General features: G+C 34.9%; 20 protein-coding genes and 1 other RNA gene. 15 read left to right on the forward strand and 6 right to left on the reverse strand.

Going from position 1 to position 23,768, the window contains the following annotated elements; translation table 11 throughout:
• Entirely contained in the window at positions 1-1,281 is a 1,281-nt protein-coding gene (locus EKM02_RS06460; protein ID WP_197037191.1) for a dicarboxylate/amino acid:cation symporter, read from the forward strand.
• Between the two features lie 78 nt (positions 1,282-1,359).
• A complete protein-coding gene (locus EKM02_RS06465; protein WP_126453385.1) occupies positions 1,360-2,646 on the forward strand; it encodes a dicarboxylate/amino acid:cation symporter in 1,287 nt (428 codons plus the stop codon).
• 537 nt (positions 2,647-3,183) lie between these two features.
• Here the strand turns inward: EKM02_RS06465 and EKM02_RS06470 are convergent.
• On the reverse strand, positions 3,184-4,437 hold the full coding sequence (locus EKM02_RS06470; protein ID WP_126453388.1) for a DEAD/DEAH box helicase: 1,254 nt from the start codon (positions 4,435-4,437) through the stop codon (positions 3,184-3,186).
• A 111-nt stretch (positions 4,438-4,548) separates the two neighbouring features.
• The gene (locus tag EKM02_RS06475; protein WP_126453390.1) at positions 4,549-5,586 is read right to left on the reverse strand and encodes a formimidoylglutamase; all 1,038 of its coding nucleotides are present in this window, start codon (positions 5,584-5,586) and stop codon (positions 4,549-4,551) included.
• Positions 5,587-5,686: 100 nt separating this feature from the next.
• Between EKM02_RS06475 and EKM02_RS06480 the strand changes: the two genes are divergently transcribed.
• Positions 5,687-6,571 (forward strand): hypothetical protein, encoded by an 885-nt coding sequence (locus EKM02_RS06480; RefSeq protein ID WP_126453393.1) that lies wholly within the window; start codon positions 5,687-5,689, stop codon positions 6,569-6,571.
• 48 nt (positions 6,572-6,619) lie between these two features.
• Here EKM02_RS06480 and hutI read toward each other — a convergent pair whose 3' ends face one another.
• Together hutI and EKM02_RS06490 are read right to left on the reverse strand one after the other, a co-directional pair.
• Positions 6,620-7,858 carry an imidazolonepropionase gene (hutI, locus tag EKM02_RS06485; protein WP_126453396.1) on the reverse strand — a complete coding sequence of 413 codons (1,239 nt, stop codon included), beginning with the start codon at positions 7,856-7,858 and terminating at the stop codon, positions 6,620-6,622.
• A gap of 11 nt (positions 7,859-7,869) precedes the next feature.
• Positions 7,870-8,946, reverse strand: coding sequence for a glutaminyl-peptide cyclotransferase (locus EKM02_RS06490; protein WP_126453398.1), 1,077 nt, complete (start codon positions 8,944-8,946; stop codon positions 7,870-7,872).
• Positions 8,947-9,033: 87 nt separating this feature from the next.
• On the opposite strand from EKM02_RS06490, the gene ffs reads away from it, so the two are divergent.
• The 3 genes from ffs (at position 9,034) to fsa (ending at position 10,896) form a co-directional block, all read left to right on the forward strand.
• An RNA gene (gene ffs / locus EKM02_RS06495) (signal recognition particle sRNA small type) lies at positions 9,034-9,131 on the forward strand.
• A gap of 111 nt (positions 9,132-9,242) precedes the next feature.
• Positions 9,243-10,046: an SDR family oxidoreductase gene (locus EKM02_RS06500; protein WP_126453401.1), complete on the forward strand. Its 804-nt coding sequence runs from the start codon at positions 9,243-9,245 to the stop codon at positions 10,044-10,046.
• Between the two features lie 193 nt (positions 10,047-10,239).
• The gene (gene fsa, locus EKM02_RS06505; protein WP_126453404.1) at positions 10,240-10,896 is read left to right on the forward strand and encodes a fructose-6-phosphate aldolase; all 657 of its coding nucleotides are present in this window, start codon (positions 10,240-10,242) and stop codon (positions 10,894-10,896) included.
• 120 nt (positions 10,897-11,016) lie between these two features.
• On the opposite strand, the gene EKM02_RS06510 is transcribed toward fsa, so the two are convergent.
• Positions 11,017-12,678 carry an MFS transporter gene (locus EKM02_RS06510; RefSeq protein WP_126453407.1) on the reverse strand — a complete coding sequence of 554 codons (1,662 nt, stop codon included), beginning with the start codon at positions 12,676-12,678 and terminating at the stop codon, positions 11,017-11,019.
• A gap of 347 nt (positions 12,679-13,025) precedes the next feature.
• Here EKM02_RS06510 and nagB point away from each other — a divergent pair, with 347 nt between their 5' ends.
• The 3 genes from nagB (at position 13,026) to EKM02_RS06525 (ending at position 18,819) form a co-directional block, all read left to right on the forward strand.
• Positions 13,026-14,963, forward strand: a complete 1,938-nt coding sequence (gene nagB, locus EKM02_RS06515; protein WP_126453410.1) for a glucosamine-6-phosphate deaminase — start codon at positions 13,026-13,028, stop codon at positions 14,961-14,963.
• 24 nt (positions 14,964-14,987) lie between these two features.
• Entirely contained in the window at positions 14,988-17,015 is a 2,028-nt protein-coding gene (locus tag EKM02_RS06520; protein ID WP_126453413.1) for a beta-N-acetylhexosaminidase, read from the forward strand.
• A gap of 184 nt (positions 17,016-17,199) precedes the next feature.
• The gene (locus EKM02_RS06525; RefSeq protein ID WP_126453416.1) at positions 17,200-18,819 is read left to right on the forward strand and encodes an ABC-F family ATP-binding cassette domain-containing protein; all 1,620 of its coding nucleotides are present in this window, start codon (positions 17,200-17,202) and stop codon (positions 18,817-18,819) included.
• A gap of 93 nt (positions 18,820-18,912) precedes the next feature.
• On the opposite strand, the gene EKM02_RS14880 is transcribed toward EKM02_RS06525, so the two are convergent.
• On the reverse strand, positions 18,913-19,086 hold the full coding sequence (locus tag EKM02_RS14880; RefSeq protein ID WP_199878464.1) for a hypothetical protein: 174 nt from the start codon (positions 19,084-19,086) through the stop codon (positions 18,913-18,915).
• A 210-nt stretch (positions 19,087-19,296) separates the two neighbouring features.
• On the opposite strand from EKM02_RS14880, the gene pyrR reads away from it, so the two are divergent.
• From pyrR to EKM02_RS06555, 6 genes are all read left to right on the forward strand, one after another.
• Positions 19,297-19,836 (forward strand): bifunctional pyr operon transcriptional regulator/uracil phosphoribosyltransferase PyrR, encoded by a 540-nt coding sequence (gene pyrR / locus EKM02_RS06530; RefSeq protein WP_126453419.1) that lies wholly within the window; start codon positions 19,297-19,299, stop codon positions 19,834-19,836.
• 46 nt (positions 19,837-19,882) lie between these two features.
• Positions 19,883-20,809: an aspartate carbamoyltransferase catalytic subunit gene (locus EKM02_RS06535; RefSeq protein WP_126453422.1), complete on the forward strand. Its 927-nt coding sequence runs from the start codon at positions 19,883-19,885 to the stop codon at positions 20,807-20,809.
• Between the two features lie 73 nt (positions 20,810-20,882).
• On the forward strand, positions 20,883-21,215 hold the full coding sequence (locus tag EKM02_RS06540; RefSeq protein WP_126453424.1) for a ribonuclease Z: 333 nt from the start codon (positions 20,883-20,885) through the stop codon (positions 21,213-21,215).
• A 96-nt stretch (positions 21,216-21,311) separates the two neighbouring features.
• Positions 21,312-22,217 (forward strand): ribonuclease Z, encoded by a 906-nt coding sequence (locus tag EKM02_RS06545; RefSeq protein ID WP_126453426.1) that lies wholly within the window; start codon positions 21,312-21,314, stop codon positions 22,215-22,217.
• A gap of 96 nt (positions 22,218-22,313) precedes the next feature.
• Positions 22,314-22,958 (forward strand): pyridoxamine 5'-phosphate oxidase, encoded by a 645-nt coding sequence (gene pdxH / locus EKM02_RS06550; RefSeq protein ID WP_126453429.1) that lies wholly within the window; start codon positions 22,314-22,316, stop codon positions 22,956-22,958.
• Between the two features lie 165 nt (positions 22,959-23,123).
• Positions 23,124-23,627, forward strand: a complete 504-nt coding sequence (locus EKM02_RS06555) for a CAP domain-containing protein (protein ID WP_126453432.1) — start codon at positions 23,124-23,126, stop codon at positions 23,625-23,627.
• Positions 23,628-23,768 lie beyond the last annotated feature (141 nt).

A 23,768-nucleotide genomic window follows, 5' to 3' on the forward strand; every position in this document is an offset into this window, starting at 1 on the left:
ATGAATATGAATACAACTAAAAAGCCGTCCTTTTTTTCAGGATTAACAGGGCAAATATTAATAGCTATGGTTTTGGGTGCTATTTTAGGCATTATCATTCATAATTCTATTTCACCGGAAGCAGCTCAAAATTTTAGTAACAAAATCAAAATTCTGGCTACTATTTTTATTCGACTGGTTCAAATGATTATTTCGCCATTGGTATTTACGACGTTGGTGGTAGGAATTGCGAAACTTGGGGATATCAAAGCGGTGGGGAGAATTGGAGGAAAAGCGATGGGATGGTTTTTTACAGCTTCATTTATCTCTTTGTTATTGGGGATGTTTTTTGTAAACATACTAGAACCGGGAGTTGGCCTTAATTTATCAAATGTTGATATGGGATCAGTTTCAGAAGTCACAGCGAAAACACAAAACATATCTTTTGAAAACTTTATTGAGCATATAGTACCTAAAAGTATTTTTGAAGCAATGGCTACTAATGAAATTTTACAAATTGTAATATTTTCGATTTTCTTTGGTCTGGCAGCGGCTGCATTAGGTGATTATGTGAAGCCAGTGACAAATGCTTTGGATAAAATATCTCATATTGTTCTGAAAATGGTAAACTACGTTATGAAGTTTGCCCCAATAGGAGTATTTGGTGCTATAGCAGGTGTATTTGCGGTTAGAGATTTTCAGGAATTGGCAATTACCTATTTCAAGTTCTTTGGTTCTTTCTTAATTGGAATTTCCTCACTTTGGGTCGTGTTGATTGTTGTGGGGTATGTATTTCTAAAAAGCAGAATGACCGTTTTGCTAAAAAGAATTGTAAGTCCATTAATAATTGCTTTTGGAACAACCAGCAGTGAAGCTGTTTTTCCAAAATTGACCGAAGAATTAGAACGTTTTGGAGTCAAGGACAGAATTGTTTCTTTCATGTTGCCGCTCGGGTATTCTTTTAACTTGGATGGAAGTATGATGTACATGACTTTTGCCAGTATTTTTATTGCGCAAGCCTACGGAATTGATTTGGATTTGGGTACGCAAATGACCATGCTTTTAGTTTTGATGCTTACCAGTAAAGGAATTGCAGGAGTACCAAGAGCGAGTTTAGTGGTTGTTGCTGCAACTTGTGGTATGTTTGACATTCCAATCGAAGGAATTGCTTTAATTTTGCCTATTGACCATTTTTGTGATATGTTTCGTAGCGCAACCAATGTGTTAGGAAATGCTTTAGCAACATCGGTAGTTGGAAGCTGGGAAAAAGACGAGGATTCCGAACCGGTTTCATTAGACTAAATAATAAAAAACTCCTCAAATAATGAGGAGTTTTTTTTGTAAAATATCAGTTTGTCTGATTCAAATGAATTTAAAATTATGAAAAAACTTGCTTTACATTGGAAAATTCTTTTAGGAATGATTCTAGGACTCCTTTTTGGATTAGTAATGAAAAACTTAGAACAAAAAGGAATCGTAATTGACTGGATAAAACCTTTTGGAACTATTTTTATAAACTTACTCAAAATGATTGCTGTTCCCTTAATTGTGGTTTCATTGATTGTTGGATTAGCAGATTTAAAAGATATTTCTAAACTTTCTAAATTAGGGGGAAGGACAGTCTTTTTTTACTTATGTTCCACAGTTATAGCAGTCATTATTGGATTGTTGTTAGCCAATTTAATTAAGCCCGGAACTTACATTAACGAAGAATCCAGAATAAGCTTACTTGAAAATTTTTCGGTTGATGCTTCTCAAAAAATTGAATTGGCGGTAAAAGCTAAAAATAGTGGGCCACTGCAACCTTTAATAGATATTGTGCCAGATAATTTTTTTAAAGCTTTAAGTGATAATGGAAGTATGTTGCAAGTCATTTTTTTTGTTATTTTAGTTGGGATCGGTCTGATTTTAATTGAAGAAAAAAAATCAAAACCTGTCGTTGATTTCTTTAAGGGATTGAATGATGTAATTCTGAAAATTATTGACATTATCATGCTTTTTTCACCAGTTGGTGTTTTCGCACTGATGGCCGCACTGATGGTCGAAATTCCAGATTTTTCAACATTAGGAGCGCTGGGAATCTATGGATTAACAGTTTTGCTTGGCTTGTTTTTGATGATGTTTGTATTTTATCCAAGCTTATTAATGATTTTTGCAAAAGTAAATCCAATACAGTTTTTTAACGCCATTGCGCCTGCCCAATTATTGGCTTTTTCAACAAGTTCAAGTGCAGCTGCACTGCCCGTTACCATGGAATGTGTTACCGAGCGTTTAGGAGTTGATGAAGAGGTTTCCAGTTTTGTTTTGCCTCTGGGAGCAACAGTAAACATGGATGGAACTAGCTTGTATCAAGCAGTAGCTGCGATATTTATAGCTCAAGCAATGCTTCCGGAAGCTTTAGACCTCAGTACACAATTGATGATAGTTGTGACGGCAACACTAGCTTCTATAGGATCAGCAGCGGTTCCTAGTGCCGGAATGGTGATGCTTGTTATTGTTCTTGGTCAAGCTGGGATTCCAGAAGCTGGTCTAGCGCTTATTTTTGCTATTGACAGACCTTTGGATATGTGCAGAACGGTAGTCAATGTGACAAGTGATGCAACGGTAGCAACTATTGTTGCTAAATCTGTCGGAAAATTAAACAAACCAAAAAAAATTACTTTATAACTATTAGTTCCTTGTACAGCATGAAGTGGATTTAATATATTTGAAATTCATCAGACTTCAAAATAGTTCACTTTTAACACTTAATTGATTAAAATAAATTATTATTTATTGGCGTATAAATTTATATTTGATTAAATTTAGTCACTTATGAATCAGGTGTATATTGTGTTGTTAATAGTGTTTGTAGTTAACTTTTTCAGTGAAGATGTACTTGCATAAACGTAAACGGCATCAAATAATGAGATCGTAAAATTAACGGATCAAACTTCACAATACCTAAAGAATGCTAATTTCGAAAAATCCTTGAAAATTTCGAAAATTGCCTTGTACAAAGTCATTACTCAAAAGGATAAATTTTCCCTAGTAATTTCTTCAGTATATGACAAAAACAGATAGTATTAAAATTCAATAAGATAAAGGTCGTTTAGTTTAAATAATATTTTTATTAAAACGCTTAAAAAAACATGTTAACAATAAATCACTTTTTAACGACAGTTAAAAAGTGATTTATTACAGATGTAAGTCAGTATAACAAATTTAATACCAGCGTTTTTTATTTTGTTTGGAAACCTCTGATTTTCTTGATTTATGAGCTCCACCACTGCGGTTTGAGTTCTTTTGAGTTCCGGCGGGAGCGGTTTCAGGACTTCCTGAATGCCAACCGTATGGGTGATCACTTACGGTCTTTACATCTACTTTTATTAATTTCTGAATGTCTTTCCAATATTGGTGCTCATCTTTGCTACAAAAAGAAATTGCAACACCTTCATTTCCGGCACGACCGGTTCTGCCAATTCGGTGTACATACGTTTCGGGAATATTGGGTAAATCAAAATTAATGACAAATGGTAATTGATCAATATCAATTCCTCTGGCTGCAATATCAGTAGCCACTAAAACATTCACTTCTTTATTCTTGAATCCTTCTAAAACGCGTTGTCTGGCATTTTGAGACTTGTCACCATGAATCGCTTCGGCAGCAATATCGTGTTTGCGCAATGCTTTTACAACGTTGTCAGCTCCGTGTTTTGTTCTTGAAAAAACCAAAACATTAGACAGTTTTTCGTTTTTAATTAAATGATACAGCAAATTTCTTTTTTCTGCTTTTTCAACAAAATATACGCGTTGTTCTACGTTTTCAGCTGTAGAAGAAACAGGAGATACGGTAACTGTTGCAGGATCTTTCAGAAACATTTCGGCTAATTCTCTTATGGCCATTGGCATTGTAGCCGAGAAAAATAAGGTTTGTCTGTTATTAGGGGTCAGTTTTACAATTTTTTTGACATCATTTACAAATCCCATATCCAGCATCTGGTCCGCTTCGTCAAGGACTAAAGTATGCAAATGGTCTAAATCGATGAAACCTTGTTTGACTAAGTCTAGCAAACGTCCTGGAGTAGCAATCAGGATATCAATTCCTTTTTTTAGCATTTCTACCTGTGGCACTTGAGAAACGCCGCCAAAAATAGTAAGTTGCACTAAGTTTGTGTATTTTCCATATTGGTCAAAATTTTGTCCAATTTGAACGGCCAATTCTCGGGTTGGGGTGATGACTAAAGCACGGATTGGACTTGCTTTTTTAGAGGACCCTACTATTCTATGCAATTGATGAATAATAGGAATGGCAAATGCGGCCGTTTTTCCGGTACCGGTTTGGGCACAACCAATCATATCTCTACCTGATAATACGATTGGAATGGCTTGTTCTTGTATTGGAGTTGCTTCTAAATAGCCTTGTTCAAATACGGCTTTTTGTATACTTTTTGAAAGTGATAAATCTTCGAATAACATATTTTAAATATTAAATATCATGTATTAAGTACATAGATAGTGCTGCAAAGGTAGTGTTATTTATCGATTAGGTTAATAGGTATTCGTTTAAGCAATTTATCATTTAACCAGTTAGACAATCTGCTGGTTCGATTTAATAAAATCAGTCACCAGATAGCCTATCAGTTTACCTATTAAATGATTGTTTTTTTCTTCGCCTAAATCCGGTGCGCCTTCACAAATGTGTAAATAGGCAGCATTTTTATTTTTGGCAAAATAGTATATAAATTGCCGAAGTTGCTCCACAGAGTATCCACTCATAGTCATGGCACTACAGGCAATATTAGGAATCGCATCCAAGTCGATCTCTATTCCAAAAAAATCGTCATTTATAAATTCCGAAGCGAGCGCCATTTCCTGATCAAAGTTTTTTTCTCTTCTAATACTTACACTATCATAGGTGTTAAAACGAACTCGATCCTCTATTTTCTTAATGATATCCAACACACTTTTTGAAGTGTAGTTTTCATGTAGTCCAAAAATAAAATATTTTTTCAAAAAACCTTCTTCATAAGCATACGAAAAACCATTGCCACTGTGACGTCCTTCTATAATCCTAAAATCAGAATGCGCATCAAAATTGATTGCATTAATAGGTTTGCCTTTGGCGAGTGCAGTTCCTTTTATATTTCCGTATGAATTATTGTGTCCGCCACCAATGATTATTGGAGTTTTACCTGATTTTATAATGTTAAAAATGATATGAGAGACATCTTTGTCTATTTTTTCAACTAATTGGCTTAATTTAAACCGATCATCAATATCATTAAAATCAAGGTGTTCTACTTCCTGCATTTTGTCACTTACGTCTAATTGCCCTAAAATAATTAACTGACTTCCTTTACAAAAACGATTGTGCTGAATATTAGCAATACTTTTTATGGCACTGTCCCAAGCTGAAGCCGCCCCCGGTCGGCCAAAATTAGCTCTTATTCCAATGTCTTCGGGAATACCAAATAATACATATTTAGCCTCACAGGTTGTTAGAAAATCAATTGAATCAACATCTTTTGGGATGGTTATCATTTTTTCTCCAAACTTTATCTCGCCACTTCTGTGGTTCGTAATTTTTGCAAGATCATGAATTGTAAAGCGTATAATTTTTTCCATTAAAAAAAATATTTTTTCCCAAAAATAATATAAATGTATCAACTTGCGTTATTCATTAGTTATATATTGTTAAATTTGTAAAAATTAAATTAATTAAAAGATGGAAAATCAAAAAAGCAGTTCAAGTCTTAAGGCGGTTATAGCAGTGTTGGCTATTTTATTAGTGGGGAGTTTGGTTTACATTTTTAAAATGACTTCCGACGCAGATACCGTTAAAACAGAATTGAAAACTACATTGACCGAAAAAGAATCGGTTATGAAAGATTTGCAGGAATTAAAATCAACGTATGATGCCGCAATTGCTGAAAACACATCCATGTCTGATGAGTTAATTCAAGAAAGAGATAAAGTAGTAAACTTGATGAATGATTTGAGTAAATCCAAAGGGGATGTAGCTTCATTATCTAAATACAGAACTCAATTCAATGCTTTGCAGGGAAATATGAAAGTTTTAATGGCTGAAAATGAAGGGTTGAAAAAAGAAAACACAACCTTAACTACACAACGGGACAGTACTGTAGTGGTCTTGGGAGAATCTAAAAAATACAACGAAGTATTAGTTGGACAAAACGAAGAATTATCTAAAGCGGTTGAAAAAGGATCTAAATTAACGGTTTTAAATACTAGAGGAACAGCTTTTAAATTAAGAAGTTCTGGAAAACAAATTGAGACAGACAAAGCAAGTAGAGCCGATGTTTTAAGAGTTAATTTTACGATTGCTGAAAATCAAATTGCTATGTCCGGTGACAAAATGTATTACGTACAAGTAATTGACAGCAAAAATAATGTATTAGGAGACAAGAAAACGGAAAATTTTGGTGAAAATACGTTAACATACAGTTTTGCAACTAATGTGAAATATGAAAACAAAACAATTCTAGTTTCTGAGGATTTAAAAGGGAAAGATTTTGCTAAAGGAACGTATTTTATCAATATTTTTAATAAAGATGTTTTAGTTTCAAAAACAAGTTTTGTGTTGAGATAATCAAAAATTGAAATAATTAAGAAAGAGGAACGTGCTATTCCTCTTTTTTTATGAAATAATTTCACCTTCAATCAGTACCGTTTCAATTAGAGTACTGCCAAAAGCGTATGGAAGCTGGTAATAGGATGTAATGGGTTTTGTAATAATTAGATTTGCTTTTTTGCCAATAGTAATGCTTCCATGAGTTTCAGAAATTCCCATGGCGTAAGCTCCATTTATTGTGGCAGCATTGATGGCTTCTTCGGGAGTCATTTTCATTTTGATGCATGCCGTTGCTACAACAAAATTCATATTTCCTGAAGGAGTAGAGCCCGGATTGTAATCCGTTGCAAGGGCAATAGGAAGTCCTGCCGCGATCATTGCTCGTGCGGGAGTGTAGGGAATGCTTAAAAAATATGAGCAAGAAGGCAATGCAACAGGCATTGTGTCGGTATTTTTTAACGCTTTGATATCTTCCGGTTTCATAACCTCTAAATGATCTACTGATAACGCGTTGTATTCAATTCCTGCTTGAATTCCGCCAATTGAGTTGAACTGATTGACGTGAATTTTTGGCTTTAAGCCAAATTTAATTCCGGCTTCCATAATTTTTCGGGTTTCTTCAACAGTAAAATAACCCGCTTCACAAAACACATCGATGAAATCTGCCAGTTTGTTTTTGGCAATTTCAGGAAGCATATCGTTGATAATTAAATCGATATAACCTTGATGGTTTGTTGCATATTCCAATGGAAAAGCGTGAGCACCCAGAAAAGTTGCTTTTATAGTAATGGGATAATTTTTTGATAGCCGCTGAACCACTCGAAGCATTTTCAATTCTCCATCCAGCGTCAAGCCATATCCTGATTTGATTTCTACAGCTCCGGTTCCCAGTTGCATGACTTCCTCCAGACGCAACTTGGATTGGTTATAAATTTCATCTTCGGGAGTTTCGTTGAGTTTTGTAGCTGAATTTAAAATTCCACCACCACAATTGGAGATTTCTTCATACGTCAAGCCATTAATCCGATCTACAAATTCCTGTTCTCTATTTCCCGCATACACAATGTGCGTGTGACTGTCACACCATGAAGGTAAAACTATTTTGCCAGTGGCATCAATTATTTTGTCAGCATGTAATTCCGGCAAATTAACCATTGATCCAAAATCAGCAATCAGGTTGTCTCTAATGACCAAAAAGGCATTTTTGATGGTGGGAAGAATTGCCATTTCAGCACCGGAAACTTTAGCAATAGCAGTTTCCCTAATCTGGAGTAATTCTTTGATATTGATAAGTAGCGTTGTCATTTTATATAAAATTATTCAGAAACTTTGATTTCAAACATTTTATCCCAGTTTTTTCCGGTCACAAAAATGGTTTTGGTTTTTGGGTTGTAGGCAATTCCGTTTAGGACATCTGTATCAGGTAATTGGGTAATTTTTTTCTTCAAATCAGCAAGATTGATAATTGCTTCAACGGCTCCATTTTTAGGATTGATGACTGCAATGGCATCTTTCTGGTACACATTTCCATAAATTTTACCATCAATCCATTCGAGTTCATTGATTGCTTTTATTTTTGTTTCAAAGGAATATACGTTCAAGTAATCTACTTCTTTGAATGTGGTTGGATCAATGATCCAAATTTTTTCGGTTCCGTCTGATTGGTATAAATAAGTTCCGTCATTTGTTAATCCCCAACCTTCAATTGATTTGAAATAGGGGAACGTTTTTTCTTTTTTGAAAGTATCAGCATTATACACATATCCTTCATTGTTTTGCCAGGTCAGTTGGTATACTTTGTTGTTGAGAATCGTAATTCCTTCCCCAAAATAATTGTCAGCCAGTTCTACTTTTTTATATACTTCTCCAGTTTTATAGTTTGTTTTTCTTAAACTCGAAATCCCTTTTATTCCAGAACTGTTTCCAGAACCGTTTCCAGTTCCTTCATACAGCGTGTCACGGTAAAACTCTAATCCTTGCGTGTAGGCTTGAATGTCGTGCGGATAGGTATTTACAATGGTATATTTTAATAGTTTTGGTTGAATGCCGGAAACTAATTCTACTCTTCCAGTAGCCTCAGCGGTTTGTCCTTCATAATAAACAAGAGCTTTCAGGTCTTGGTTTCCTAATTTTTGATCTTTTAATTCCAATGATAGTTTATCAAGACCTTTCTTAGAAGCAATTTTTTTATCATTGACGTAGTAAATAATGCTATCTACTTTTTTTGAATTGGGATTCAAAATCGCTAAAGAAAGGACTTCTTGTGGGGTGTATAATGCTGAAAATTTAGAATTATCAAAGGTAAATAAAGTGTTTTCGCCTTTTTTTCCCTCGTTGCAACTTGCTAAAGTGATTCCTAATAAAATGATAGATAGGAAGTTATAATTTTTCATTGTTTGAATTTTTGATACCCCCAATATAACGTTATTTTTTAATGATTAAAGCTCTTGTGAAAATATAAAAAGATTGTATCTTTGCACCGGCAAGTCCTACACGACCAGCTCCTGCAGACTCCCCCAGGATGGGAACATAGCAAGGGTACGTGGTTGAGCGGTGCGATGTAGGTCGCTTGCCATTTTTTTAATCTGAATTTATTTCAGATTCTTTTCTAAATTCACACAGATAAGTAGTCTTCCTTCGGGAGGATTTTTTTATTTTTGAACCTTTCGTACAGCAAACATCAGTAATCATGAATAAAGTAGTTTTAATAACAGGCGGTTCTTCAGGAATAGGGAAATCTATTGGCGAGTTTTTACACCATAAAGGTTTTGTTGTGTACGGAACTAGTAGAAATCCGGAACGAATTTTAAATTCTATTTTTCCTCTAATTGCTTTAGATGTTCGGGATTCGGATTCGATTCAGGCAGCTGTAGCCAAAGTGATTGCGACCTCCGGAAGGCTTGATGTTGTCATTAACAACGCTGGTGTTGGGATTACGGGACCATTGGAAGAAATTCCGACACATGAAATTAAGAATAATTTTGAGACTAATCTTTTTGGCCCAATTGAGGTAATGAAAGCAGTGTTACCACAAATGCGTACACAGCAATCAGGATTAATCATCAATGTGACTTCTATTGCGGGATATATGGGTTTGCCGTATCGAAGTGTTTATTCTGCTTCAAAGGGTGCCCTTGAACTCATCACTGAAGCGTTGCGAATGGAAGTGAAATCCTTTGGCGTTCATATTACGAATGTAGCTCCGGGAGATTTTGCGACAAATATTGCTTCGGGACGTTTTCATGCCCCGGTACTAAGGGGTTCCGCTTACGAAGCTCAGTACGGAAACACCTTGAAAACGATGGATGAACATGTGGATAGCGGCAGTAATCCAAATAAAATGGCCGAAGCGGTCTATCAGATTATCCAAACTCCGGAACCTAAAATTCATTATAAAGTGGGCGTTTTTTTGCAAAAATTTTCAATTGTTTTGAAAAGAATTTTACCAGATAAAGTATATGAAAAAATGCTGATGAGCCATTATAATTTGTAATTTTGCACCGAAATTATTAGCGAGAGGGATTGCTTCACTTATCGTTTATCTTCATCGGAGTTCAGTGAATTTCATTTGCAGTGAAAATCCTTTCTAGTCCTGAACTTGTTTCAGTACTAGAAAGATTGAAGCGGAAAGCCCGACCCTTGGGTCACGCCCAAAGAATTAAAAACACACAATTAAATTATATAATATGAAATTTTTTATTGACACGGCTAATTTAGCTCAGATTAAGGAGGCACAGGCATTAGGCGTTTTGGATGGCGTTACAACAAATCCATCATTGATGGCCAAAGAGGGAATTATAGGAAAAAACAACATTTTGAAGCATTATGTTGACATTTGTAATCTAGTTGAAGGCGATGTAAGTGCCGAAGTAAATGCGTTGGATTACGACGGAATGATTAAAGAAGGAGAAGAATTAGCGGATTTACATGAGCAAATCGTGGTAAAAGTTCCTTTGACTAAAGAAGGAGTTATGGCCGCTAAATACTTTTCGGATAAAGGAATTAAAACGAATGTAACATTAGTATTCTCGGCTGGACAGGCTTTATTGGCTGCAAAAGCGGGAGCTACTTACGTTTCTCCTTTTATTGGTCGTTTAGACGATGTATCTACAGACGGTTTGGCTTTGATTGAAGAAATCAGATTGATTTATGATAATTATGGCTACGAAACTCAAATTCTGGCTGCTTCAGTACGTCACACGATGCACATTGTAAACTGTGCAAAAATTGGTGCTGATGTAATGACCGGACCATTATCTGCTATATACGGCTTATTGAAACACCCATTGACGGATATTGGATTGGCGCAGTTTGTGGCTGATTTCGAGAAAGGAAATAAATAAAAAATGCTCGGTGAGCCATTTTGAGTCTCAGCGAATTGAATAAAAAAATCCCATTTCAAATTTGAAATGGGATTTTTTTTATTGGTTTGGTTTCAATATGGTTTGGTATTATATTTTTGATTAGTGTCCGCCACCAACTTCTACTTCTTTTCCGATTCCTTGTTTTTCCAAAATTCCAATTACTTTCCATCCGTAGAATGCGATGAATGCGAAACATAAAACAGGAATGAAGTAAGAAGTATGAATGCCAATAATATCTGCTAGTTTTCCTTGTAATGGTGGAATGATACCACCACCTAAAATCATCATCACCAAGAAGGCTGAACCTTGAGAGGTATATTTTCCTAGACCTGCAATTGCTAATGAGAAGATAGATGGCCACATGATACTTAAGAACAAACCACCGCTCATGAAAGCAAAAATAGCGATTGTACCTGTAGTGAATAAACCAATAAGCATGGCTGTCATTCCCATTAAACCAAAAATCATAAGAGTTCTTGATGGTTGGTCTTTACCTAAAAAGAAACCAGCGATTTGGAACAAAATTACAAATGCATAAGCATATAAAGGTGTTACATCTTGTCCGGAAATAGCGTTAGCGGCTAATACGACTCCAAAAGCTATGTAAGGAACGACGATAAGTAAAATTTTCTTTAATTGTGATGACGGGTTGAAAACCGTAATGGCTCCTGCCCAACGTCCAATCATTAAACTTCCCCAATACATAGACATATATGGCGCTAAAGCAGGTCCAGCTATAGAACCAAAATCCGCAGTCACCAATAATTCACCAAGGTTACTTCCAATGGTTACTTCGACACCTACATAGGCGAAAAGGGCAAGCATTCCCAAAACTAATTGTGGGTATTTCATGGCTCCCCATCCTTCAGGATTTTTTTGTGCTGTAGTATTAGCGAAAAACAATCCAATAACAACCACTAAAAGTGTAGAAACCGTTAAGGCTAATCCTAAGTAATCTTTTTCTTTGTTCTCGATAAAACGAGTAATAAATTCAGCATCTTCATAACGAGAAAAGATATAAGCAAAAATGGCAACCAAAATTACAGTGATTGCAATTAGCGTTTTCATTGCTTTATTCGCCGTTTCAAAAGTAGAATCACTTTTTCCAGCCGGTAACTTTTTAGAAAAATGGAATAAGGCTGCTGCCAATAAAAAGAGTCCTCCAACAAATACATAAAGGATTCTCATAGAATCTAATGAATCTGGTTTTTGAGCAAATTCTTCGATATTAACTCCTGCAATAACACCAAACAAGGCGATAGAAACCACTATCGGTCCTATTGTGGTACCCAATGAGTTAATCCCTCCGGCAAGATTTAGTCTGCTTGATGCTGAATGTGGTTCACCAAGTGAAGCGGCAAACGGCTGTGCCGATGTTTGTTGTAATGAGAAACCAAGTGCTACAATGAATAATGCACCAAGAATAAACAAATAACTTCCTTGTGTTACCGCTAAAATCATAAGCAGAGCTCCAAACGTACTTATCAATAATCCGTAAATAATTCCTTTTTTGAATCCCCAACCGTTTAAAATATCTTTTTTGGCGATACTGCTAAAAATAAAAAGCAATAATGCACCGATATAATAAGCCCCATAAAAAGCAAAATCGATAAGTTGACTTTGAAATTGGTCTAAGCCAAATTTAGCTTTGCAAAATGGAATAAAAATTCCGTTTGATGCTCCAATAAAACCCCAAAAGAAAAATACGGTTATGAGCGTGTAAAGCGCGGAATTGTTAGACTTTGTTTGTTCTGAATTCATAAGTATACATTGATTAATGATTAAAACTAAATACTTTTGTAGCTGTAAGACCGTAAATATATTTGTTAAGTAAATTAAAAAAAAATAATTTAGACTAAATATTGTTAAAATTATTGAATCACCATTTTTTGTTTAAAATACCTGCTTTTTTTTCAACCTTTTTGCTAATTCTAAAATGACGGTAACTTTGAAATTGGGATTAAATGTACTTTATGTATAGAAATAGTTTAAGATTTTCATAATCTCCATTTTTTTGGATACTCGGAGCAATCTAATTTATGTTATTTTTTATTTTTCTTACTCTTTTAAAAAAAACTATCTTTATAATTCAGTATAAAAAATACGATATGAAAAGTGATTTAGAAAGAAAAAAAGATATCAGTTATGAAAGTGTCGGTAAATTTGAAGAAACACGATTTGAAAAAATTCATAATAAAATTTTCAAAAATGCTTCAGAGCCGTCTCTATTAGTTGCTCGGGAAATCGCACAATTGATTCTATCTAAACAAGCTGAAAACAAAGTTTGTATCCTTGGCTTGGCCACGGGCTCGTCACCTATAAAAGTATATGAAGAATTGGTCCGAATGCATAAAGAAGACGGACTTAGTTTTAGCAATGTAGTCACTTTTAATCTGGATGAATATTATCCGATGACAAAAGAGAACCACCACAGCTATCATTATTTCATGCACGAGCATTTGTTCAATCATGTAAATATTAAACCAGAAAACATTAATATTCCTGATGGAACAGTGCCTATTGATGTACTAAAACAATATTGTATTGATTATGAAAATAAAATAAAAAATGCTGGCGGACTTGATTTTCAATTGTTAGGAATTGGTCGCACGGGTCACGTTGGGTTCAATGAACCAGGTTCCCACATTAATTCTGGAACCCGAATAATTACACTGGATTATATTACCAGAGTCGATGCTTCTTCTGATTTTAATGGCATTGAAAACGTTCCTAAAAGAGCCATTACGATGGGCGTTTCTACGATTCTTAAATCCAAAAGAATTATTTTGATGGCTTGGGGCCAAAATAAAGCCGATGTCATAATAAGAACTGTTCAAGGCGACATCAGCCCGGAAATTCCCGCAACTTTTTTGCAAAACCATGACAATACCACTTTTGTTTTAGATCAATCGGCGGCTTCGGAGCTAACCCAGTTCAAGACACCATGGCTTGTCCAAGATTGCAATTGGACATTGGAATTAAAATGTAAAGCGATTGTTTGGCTGTGTTTAAAAACAGAACGATCCATATTAAAATTGACCGATAGGGATTATAACAATAACGGTATGTCAGATTTGCTGGCTTTAGAAGGCTCTGCTTACGACTTAAATATAAACATGTTCAATGTGTTGCAGCACACCATAACCGGATGGCCCGGAGGTAAACCTAATACTGATGATTCCCATAGACCGGAAAGGGCTAATCCTGATAAGAAAAGAGTGATTCTTTTTAGTCCGCATCCAGATGATGACGTGATTTCCATGGGAGGAACTTTTACTAAATTAATAAAACAAGGACATGATGTTCATGTAGTGTATCAAACTTCAGGAAACATCGCTGTTACAGATGACGAAGCCTTAAAATTTGCTGAGGTTTGTACTGATTTCATTGGAGATGCTAAAACTAAAATTGATTTTCAATCCGTTATTGATTTTTTGAATAATAAGTCAGAAAATCAAATAGATTCTCTTGAAGTTCGGAAGCTTAAAGCACTCATCAGACGCAGAGAATCGTATGCAGCCGTTCGGTACATTGGGTTAAATGAATCGAATATCCATTTTCTGGATATGCCTTTTTATGAGACGGGACTAATAAAGAAAAACCCAATCCACGCGGATGACATTGCTATTGTAAAAGCGATTATCGAAAAAATAAAACCACATCAGGTTTTTGCCGCTGGTGATCTTGCGGATCCGCACGGAACGCATGAAGTTTGTCTTAATGCTATTTTTACTGCTATGGCAGCGTTGAAACCACAATCGTTTATGAATGATTGCTGGCTGTGGTTATATCGTGGCGCTTGGCATGAATGGGAAATTCATGAAATAGACATGGCAGTACCATTAAGTCCAGAAGAAGTAATGCTAAAAAGACACGCAATTTTATACCATCAATCGCAAAAAGACCGCGTGATGTTTCAAGGTAATGATTCCAGAGAATTTTGGGTGCGTGCTGAAGACCGCAATAAACATACAGCAAAATTATATGATGATTTAGGACTGGCAGAATATGAAGCCATCGAAGCTTTTAAACGTTTTGACTATTAAAAACATATTGAATACCTATAAACTATGAAATACTTTTTGATCCTATTATTAGTAAGTTTTGTTTCGAATGCACAAATTACCACCGAGCAATTAAATCTGATGCCTTGGCCACAAAATATAAAGTTGACCGCTGGCACTTTTGCTTTAAGTAAAAAATTTAAAGTGAATATTACTGGGAATCCTAATCCTAGAATTTTTATTGGCGCAACCAATTTCCTGCGACGATTGGATGGCAGAACGGGATTGTTTCTCGAACAAAGTTTTTTGACAGAAGGCAACGAAAGTCCGGAAGCTGAATTGCAGATAAATTGTGTTCGCAACGGAAAAATAGAAATTAATGAAGATGAAAGTTACGAATTGAAAATTGCTTCTAATCAAATAACCATTAATGCTACAAGCGATTTAGGGGCTTTGCATGGTTTGGAGACGTTATTACAATTGCTTCAGAATAATAGTACGTCATATTACTTTCCGGTTGTTGAAATCTCGGATTCGCCACGTTTTACCTGGAGAGGCCTGATGATTGATGCGGCAAGACATTTTCAACCGGCAGATGTTATCAAAAGAAATCTGGACGCTATGGCTTCGATGAAAATGAATGTTTTCCATTGGCATTTAGCCGATGATCAAGGTTGGAGAATTGAATTAAAAAATCATCCAAAATTGACAGAATTAGCCTCAGATGGAAGTTTTTATACTCAGGAAGAGATTAAAAATATTGTAAAATATGCTGCTGAAAGAGGGATTCTGGTTATTCCTGAAATAGATGTTCCGGGACACGCATCGGCATTGCTGACTGCTTATCCAGAAATAGGAAGTAAAGTAGGTGAGGGGGAAATCACGTATGAAGTGCAAAGAAATTCAGGAATTTTTAATGCGACTTTAGATCCCACAAATCCAAAAACCTATGAACTATTAAGTTCGATTTTTGACGAAGTGTGTCCTTTATTTCCGGGAGCATATTTTCACATTGGCGGCGATGAAAATAATGGAAAAGAGTGGAATGCAAATCCTGCTATTCAGCAATTTAAAAAGGATAATAATCTGGCCAGTAATCATGATTTGCAAACTTATTTTAATATGAAGTTGATTCCAATCTTGAAAAAATACAACAAAAAATTAATGGGTTGGGAAGAAATAATGACTGAAAACATGTCTAAAGATGCCATAATTCATGCTTGGAGAGGAACTAACGAAGGTCAAGAGGCTGGTGGTGCGTTGATCAAAGCTGCAAAAAACGGTTACAATACTGTGTTGTCAAATGGATATTATATTGATTTGATGCTTGGTATTGAAAGTCATTATTTGAATGATCCCATTCCAAACAAGATAATTCTTAGCCCGGAAGAAAAAGCAAGGGTTTTAGGTGGAGAAGCAGCGATGTGGAGTGAACTCGTAACGCCATTAAATATAGATTCCAGAATTTGGCCACGAACCGCTGCGATAGCCGAGCGATTATGGTCTGATGAATCTGTTACCGATATGAACAGCTTACGCAAAAGGTTGAAAACGATTTCTTTTCGATTAGAAGAACTCGGAATTACTCACATTAGAAACAAAGAAGTGATTTTAAGAAACATCAGCAACAATCAAGATACGCGTGCATTGAATGATTTTTCAAACCTTTGTGAACCACTGAAAAATTACAAACGTAATGGTGGCGGAAAGAAATACCGCATGTATTCTCCGTTGACCTTATTTGCGGATGCTTGTAATGCGGATGCTTCGGAAGCACTAGATTATAATGTTGCAGTCAATGTATATTTAGCAAATAAAAGCAAGGAGAATAAAGGGATAGTGACTGACTTTTTTAAGAAGTGGATCGTCCTAAATTCCGATTTAATTGCTTTAAGTGCCAATGCGCCGCTGGTGCAACCTCTTTTGCCCTTGTCTAAAAGTTTGAGTGATGTATCCCAGCAGCTATTGCTTTTAATAGATAAAAAACAAAAAGTAAGTCAAACTGTATTGGAAGATTTATTAGAGAAATGCAATACCAGAAGTCCCGCCGATGTAGATTTAGCAGTTTACGGCAGTTTAAAAAAATTGTTGTAAACAAGAAAAGTAACATTGGCTTTATGAAGTAAGAATTTTGAAATCCTGATAATTTGTGTCAGGATTTTTCTGTAAATTATTGTTCTAATCCGAAAATTAAAATCGTTGAAAATGGATTTTTTTGGATCTCATAAAATCGGTATTTTTTTCGTAATTTTGCAGAAATTTTATAAAATAAATATTCATGTTAACAGTAAATAATTTATCAGTTCAGTTTGGCAAACGAATTTTGTTTGACGAAGTAAATACTACCTTCACTCACGGTAATATCTACGGAGTTATCGGAGCCAATGGCGCTGGAAAATCTACTTTTCTTAAAATAATTGCTGGTGAAATGGACCCAACTTCGGGACATATTCACTTAGAACCAGGAAAACGTATGTCGGTTTTGAACCAAAACCACAATATGTTTGACGAAAGCACCGTATTGGAGACCGTTATGATGGGGAATAAAACCCTTTATGCGATCAAAAAAGAAATGGATGCTTTGTATTTAGATTACAATGATTCAAATGCGGATAGAATAGGGGAATTGCAAGTGCAATTTGAAGAAATGAACGGTTGGAATGCAGATTCTGATGCGGCATCAATGCTGTCCAATCTTGGTATTACAGAGGAACATCATTATACTTTAATGGGCGATTTGGAAGGGAAAATAAAAGTTCGTGTCCTTTTGGCACAGGCGCTTTTTGGAAATCCGGATTTACTTATTATGGATGAGCCTACCAATGATCTGGATTTTGAAACCATTGCCTGGTTAGAGAATTTCTTGGCCAATTATGAAAATACCGTAATTGTAGTTTCTCACGACAGACACTTTTTGGATTCCGTTTGTACACATATTTCGGATATAGATTTCAGTAAAATAAATCATTATTCCGGAAACTATACATTCTGGTATGAATCAAGTCAATTAGCAGCAAAACAACGCGCGCAACAAAACAAAAAAGCAGAAGAAAAGAAACAGGAATTAGAAGAATTTATTCGTCGTTTTAGTGCGAATGTAGCCAAATCAAAACAAGCTACTTCTCGTAAAAAAATGATTAGCAAGCTGAATATTTCCGAAATAAAACCATCAAGTCGTCGTTATCCGGCAATTATTTTTGACCAAGAGCGTGAGGCAGGAGATCAAATTTTGAATGTGCAAAATTTAAGCGCTTCTGTTGATGGAGATATTTTATTTAAAGGCGTAGATTTGAATATGGCCAAAGGCGATAAAATCGTTCTTTTCTCCAAAGATTCACGTGCCACTACCGCTTTCTACGAAATTCTAAATGGAAATCAAAAAGCGGATTCCGGAACTTATGATTGGGGAGTTACAACAAACCAAGCGTATTTACCAGGAGATAATCATTCGTTTTTCGAAAACGATTATTCTCTTGTAGATTGGTTGCGTCAATGGGTGAAAACTGAAGAGGAGCGTGATGAAGTAAATATTCGTAGTTTTCTTGGAAAAATGATTTTTTCAGGAGAAGAAGCCTTAAAAACCTGCAGAGTATTATCCGGAGGAGAAAAAGTGCGTTGCATGTTGTCTCGAATGATGATGGAACGAGCGAATGTTTTAATGCTGGATGAACCTACCAATCACTTGGATTTAGAGTCCATTACAGCTTTTAATAATTCATTAAAAAACTACAAAGGTTCTGTGATTTTCACCACTCATGATCATGAATTCTCGCAAACGGTTGCTAATAGAGTAATTGAATTAACGCCTAATGGAGCGATTGATCGTTACATGACTTTTGATGATTACCTAGATGATGAAAAAGTTCAGGAATTGAGAGCTAAAATGTATATTGTATAAAGAGTAATTTATATTTAAGATTAAAAATATCCCGCAATTGCGGGATATTTTTATTAAAAGAAGTTTTAATTGCCAATCTTAATTAAACGATCATTATTTCTTATCGAAAATCTTACTAATGATAAAAATGATAATAGCGATAACGGCAACAACTATAAATATTCCAACACCTACTCCAGCTTTGAATATTCCTCCTATTATTGAACAACTTGAAAATGAAATTAGTACTATAAAAAGCATCAATAATCTGGTGAGTCCTTTTTGCATGATTTTGTGTTTTTTATGTTAAATGTTAAAATGTAAAATTAAGGCATCGCTTATGGTGGCTGTTACATAATTTTTATTTTTTCTTGTAAAATTAAGTACTATAAATATACTGTTTTTTTTAAATTTTTTGAATTAGCATTTTCTCTCTTTTTAATTATAATATCATAAATTGGAATTTGTATATTTGCCAAACCAAACTACACAATTACTATGAGTCAAAAAGTATTACTTACTGCAAAAGAAGTTACTATCATATTACATCGTTTGGCCTGTCAATTAATCGAAAAACATTTAGATTTTTCAGATACAATATTAGTTGGAATCCAACCAAGAGGTGTTTTTTTGGCGGAGCGATTGAAACAAATTCTGCAAAAAGAATATCAAACTCCTGAAATTCAATTAGGTTATCTTGACATTACCTTTTTTAGAGATGATTTTAGAAGAACCGATAAGCCATTAGAAGCCAATAAAACCAAGATTAATTTTATTGTTGAAAATAAAAAAGTCATTTTCATAGATGATGTTTTGTTCACCGGACGAAGCATACGCTCGGCTCTAACTGCTATACAATCTTTTGGGCGACCTTCGGAAATTGAACTGCTGGTTTTGATAGACAGACGTTTCAGTCGCAATTTACCCATTCAACCGGATTATAGAGGCAGACAGGTAGACGCTATAAATGATGAAAAAGTAAAAGTGAGCTGGAAAGAAAATGAAGGAGAAGATGGCGTGTATTTAATTACAAGTTAGTTTTAAAACAAACGCCACCTATTAAAAACTATAATCGTAAATAAAAATGAAAGAATTAAGCGTAAATCATTTATTAGGGATAAAATACATCAATAAGAATGATATTGACCTGATTTTTGAAACTGCCGATCATTTTAAAGAAGTCATCAATCGACCAATTAAGAAAGTGCCTTCGTTACGCGATATTACTATTGCCAATATTTTCTTCGAAAACAGTACCAGAACAAAACTCTCTTTTGAATTAGCACAAAAACGGTTGTCTGCCGATGTTATAAGCTTTTCGGCAGCACAATCTTCTGTCAAAAAGGGAGAAACATTAATAGATACCGTAAACAATATCCTTTCGATGAAAGTAGATATGGTGGTGATGCGGCATGCGAATCCAGGCGCTGCTTATTTTTTGTCCAAAAACGTAAAAGCTAGTATCGTCAACGCAGGAGACGGTGCGCACGAACATCCAACACAAGCGTTGTTAGACAGCTATTCCATTCGAGAAAAACTAGGTGAAGTAGCCGGAAAAAAAGTGGTCATTGTTGGCGATGTTTTGCATTCCAGAGTCGCTTTGTCCAACATTTATGCGTTGCAAATGCAAGGCGCTGAGGTCAAAGTTTGCGGGCCTAAAACACTTATTCCAAGACATATTGAATCGCTTGGCGTTACTGTGGAACCTAATTTAAGAAAAGCATTAGAATGGTGTGATGTTGCCAATATGTTGCGAGTGCAAAATGAACGAATGGATGTGAATTATTTTCCTTCAACACGGGAATATGCACAACAATATGGAGTTGATAAACCGCTTTTGGATTCTCTCAATAAAGAAATTATAATCATGCATCCTGGACCTATAAATCGCGGTGTCGAGATTACAAGTGAAGTGGCTGATTCCAATCAATCTGTGATTTTGAACCAAGTAGAAAATGGTGTAGCAATTAGAATGGCGGTTATTTATCTTTTGGCTTCAAAAATTCAATAAACTAATTTAAAACTTTGTAAATTAGCTATTTATAATCCATACTGCTATTAAGCGGTCTCTGAAATTTAAAACAATGAAAGTAGATCAAAAAGGACATACGATAACGATTAGGGATACTCAGGGTGATTTTACTTCTTTTTTGATGAAGGTTACCCACCAATATAAAACATTCGAAAAATACAACATAATAATTGATCTTTTGTTGCATAACGATTTGTCAACAAATGATGTTAAATTATTTATGCCATTGTCAAAACAACATAAAAAAGCTAAAAAATCTTTTGTAATTGTCACTTCTGATTTTGATTACAATGCCATTCCTGAGAAATTAACAGTGGTGCCCTCACTATTAGAGTCCCATGATATTATTGAAATGGAGGAGATTGAAAGAGATCTTGGTTTTTAAAATAGAACACTCGGTTACTTTTTAACCGCCAAATTTATTTAAACAAATATGAAATAACCGATTAAACAGTTAACCAAATAACCGAATAAATTAAATTTGAAATTAACAATCCTTGGTTGCTATGCAGCCACTCCGCGAACCTTTACCAATCCTACTTCCCAGATTTTAGACATAAAAAACAGACTCTTTTTGATTGATTGCGGAGAAGGAACCCAAGTGCAATTGCGGAAGAATAAAATCCGATTTTCTAAAATAAATCATATTTTTATTTCCCATTTGCACGGAGATCACTTCTTTGGATTAGTTGGATTAGTATCCACATTTACTTTGTTGAACAGAACTACGGATTTGCATATTTATGGTCCAAAGGGCATCAAAGAAATTATCAAGTTGCAATTGCGATTGTCTAATTCTTGGACGAATTACGGTTTGTTCTTTCATGAATTGGAATCGCTGGAAAGCGAAATTATTTTTGAAGACGACAAGGTTTTGGTGAAAACCATTCCATTAAAACACCGCGTGTATACAAATGGTTTTTTGTTCCAAGAAAAATTAGGAGACCGAAAACTGAATTTGGATGCCGTTCAAAATTATGAAATAGAGAGTTGCTATTACCAAAAAATAAAAAATGGGAAAGACATTGCGTTGGAAGACGGAAGAATCATAGCAAACGACAAATTGACATTTGATCCTATTCCGGCAAAGAGTTATGCATTTTGCTCAGATACGGCTTACAATGAGGATATACTTCCTATAATTGAAAATATAGATGTGTTGTACCATGAATCTACTTTCCTTCAATCGGAGGAAAATCTGGCCAAAAAAACATTGCATTCTACAGCTAAAGAAGCTGCAACCATAGCTTTGAAAGCAAATGCTAAACAATTAGTTTTAGGACATTATTCCACCCGATATGAAAGTATCGGATTGTTTAAAGAAGAAGCCGAAACTATTTTCCCTCCTGTACTCTTAGCAGATGATGGAAAAAGCTTTGAGTTTTAAATACAGAAATCAATTTAGAGTATAAAATAGTATTTGGATTTTTTGATAATTTTTATCAAATCATTCAACAATCAAACATTTTTAAAACAATGAAATATGAACGACTTAAGTAATTACAGAAAATCATACGAAAAGAGTGAATTATTAGAATCGAATATTCCGGAAGACCCAATAAATTTGTTTAATCGCTGGTTTCATGAAGTAGAAGATTATGGTGGCGAAAGCGAAGTAAATGCTATGACGGTAGCTACAATAGGTTTAGATGGTTTTCCCAAGTCTAGAGTTGTTTTGTTGAAAAAATTCACTGAAGAAGGATTTGTTTTTTATACGAATTACAATTCAGAGAAGGGTAAAGCTATTACAGAAAATCCTAATGTGTGCCTGTCTTTTTTTTGGCATACTATGGAGCGTCAGGTAATCATTAAAGGAATTGCAAAAAAAACATCGGAAATAACTTCTGATAGTTATTTTGAATCCAGACCTGATGGTAGTAAATTAGGTGCAATCGCTTCCAACCAAAGTGAAGTGGTGCCTTCCAGAGGCTATTTAGAGGAAAATCTGAAGCAATTAGAAAAAGACTTTGAAAGTATGGTAATTCCCAGACCCAAGCATTGGGGAGGATTTTTAGTAACTCCTTTAGAAGTAGAGTTTTGGCAAGGAAGGCCTAATCGATTACATGATAGAATTAGATATTCAAGTCAACACGATTTTTCTTGGAAAAGGGATAGGCTCTCTCCTTAATGTAAGAAATATATTCATATAAATGTTTTTATGATGTAGTTTGTCGATTATTTTTGGTAGTTTGACGATAAAAGATGTAAATTTAATTTATAATAAAAAGCATCTATTAATTATTATCAAAGTTTTTTGCACCACAATTTACTTTAAACTTAAACTACTACTATTATGAAGCTAAAATTACTTCGTGCGTTATTGCTCGTGGCTGCGATGTGCACTATGAATTCCTGTTCTACAGACTCTTCTGAAACCCAAAAAGCTGATTTAGTAGCAGAGAAGGTAACTGTTTATTCATACAATTCGATTGAAATAGAAACGATGAATTTGATTAATGCTCACAGAGTTAGCAAGGGTTTAACTCCTTTAGAAAAAATTAATCATATGTCTTACAAATCAGAAGAACATGATCATTATATGATTGCAAATAATGTAGTGAATCATAATGATTTTGCGGCTCGTTCTGAAAACATAATGAAAACATTAGGAGCCACATCTGTAAGCGAAAACATTGCTTATAATTACAATACACCACAAGCGGTTTTAAGTGCCTGGTTGGCTAGTCCTGGTCACAAAGAAAATATAGAGGGTAATTTTACCCATTTTGGAATTGCAATAAAAACTGATCCTGCAACGGGTAAAAAGTATTACACAAATATCTTCGCAAAAATTTAAGTTGAGTATTTTTTTATAATTAAAAGGCTGTCTTCCCCCAAAAGACAGGCTTTTAATTTTTAACAATGTCCCGTCCTGAAATAGCGATACACAAAAAGTATCCTAATGGAAAAACATGAAGAAACACGCTATGTGAAGCGG

The sequence above is a fragment of the Flavobacterium sp. RSP49 genome, from assembly GCF_003968735.1.
Lineage (GTDB): Bacteria > Bacteroidota > Bacteroidia > Flavobacteriales > Flavobacteriaceae > Flavobacterium.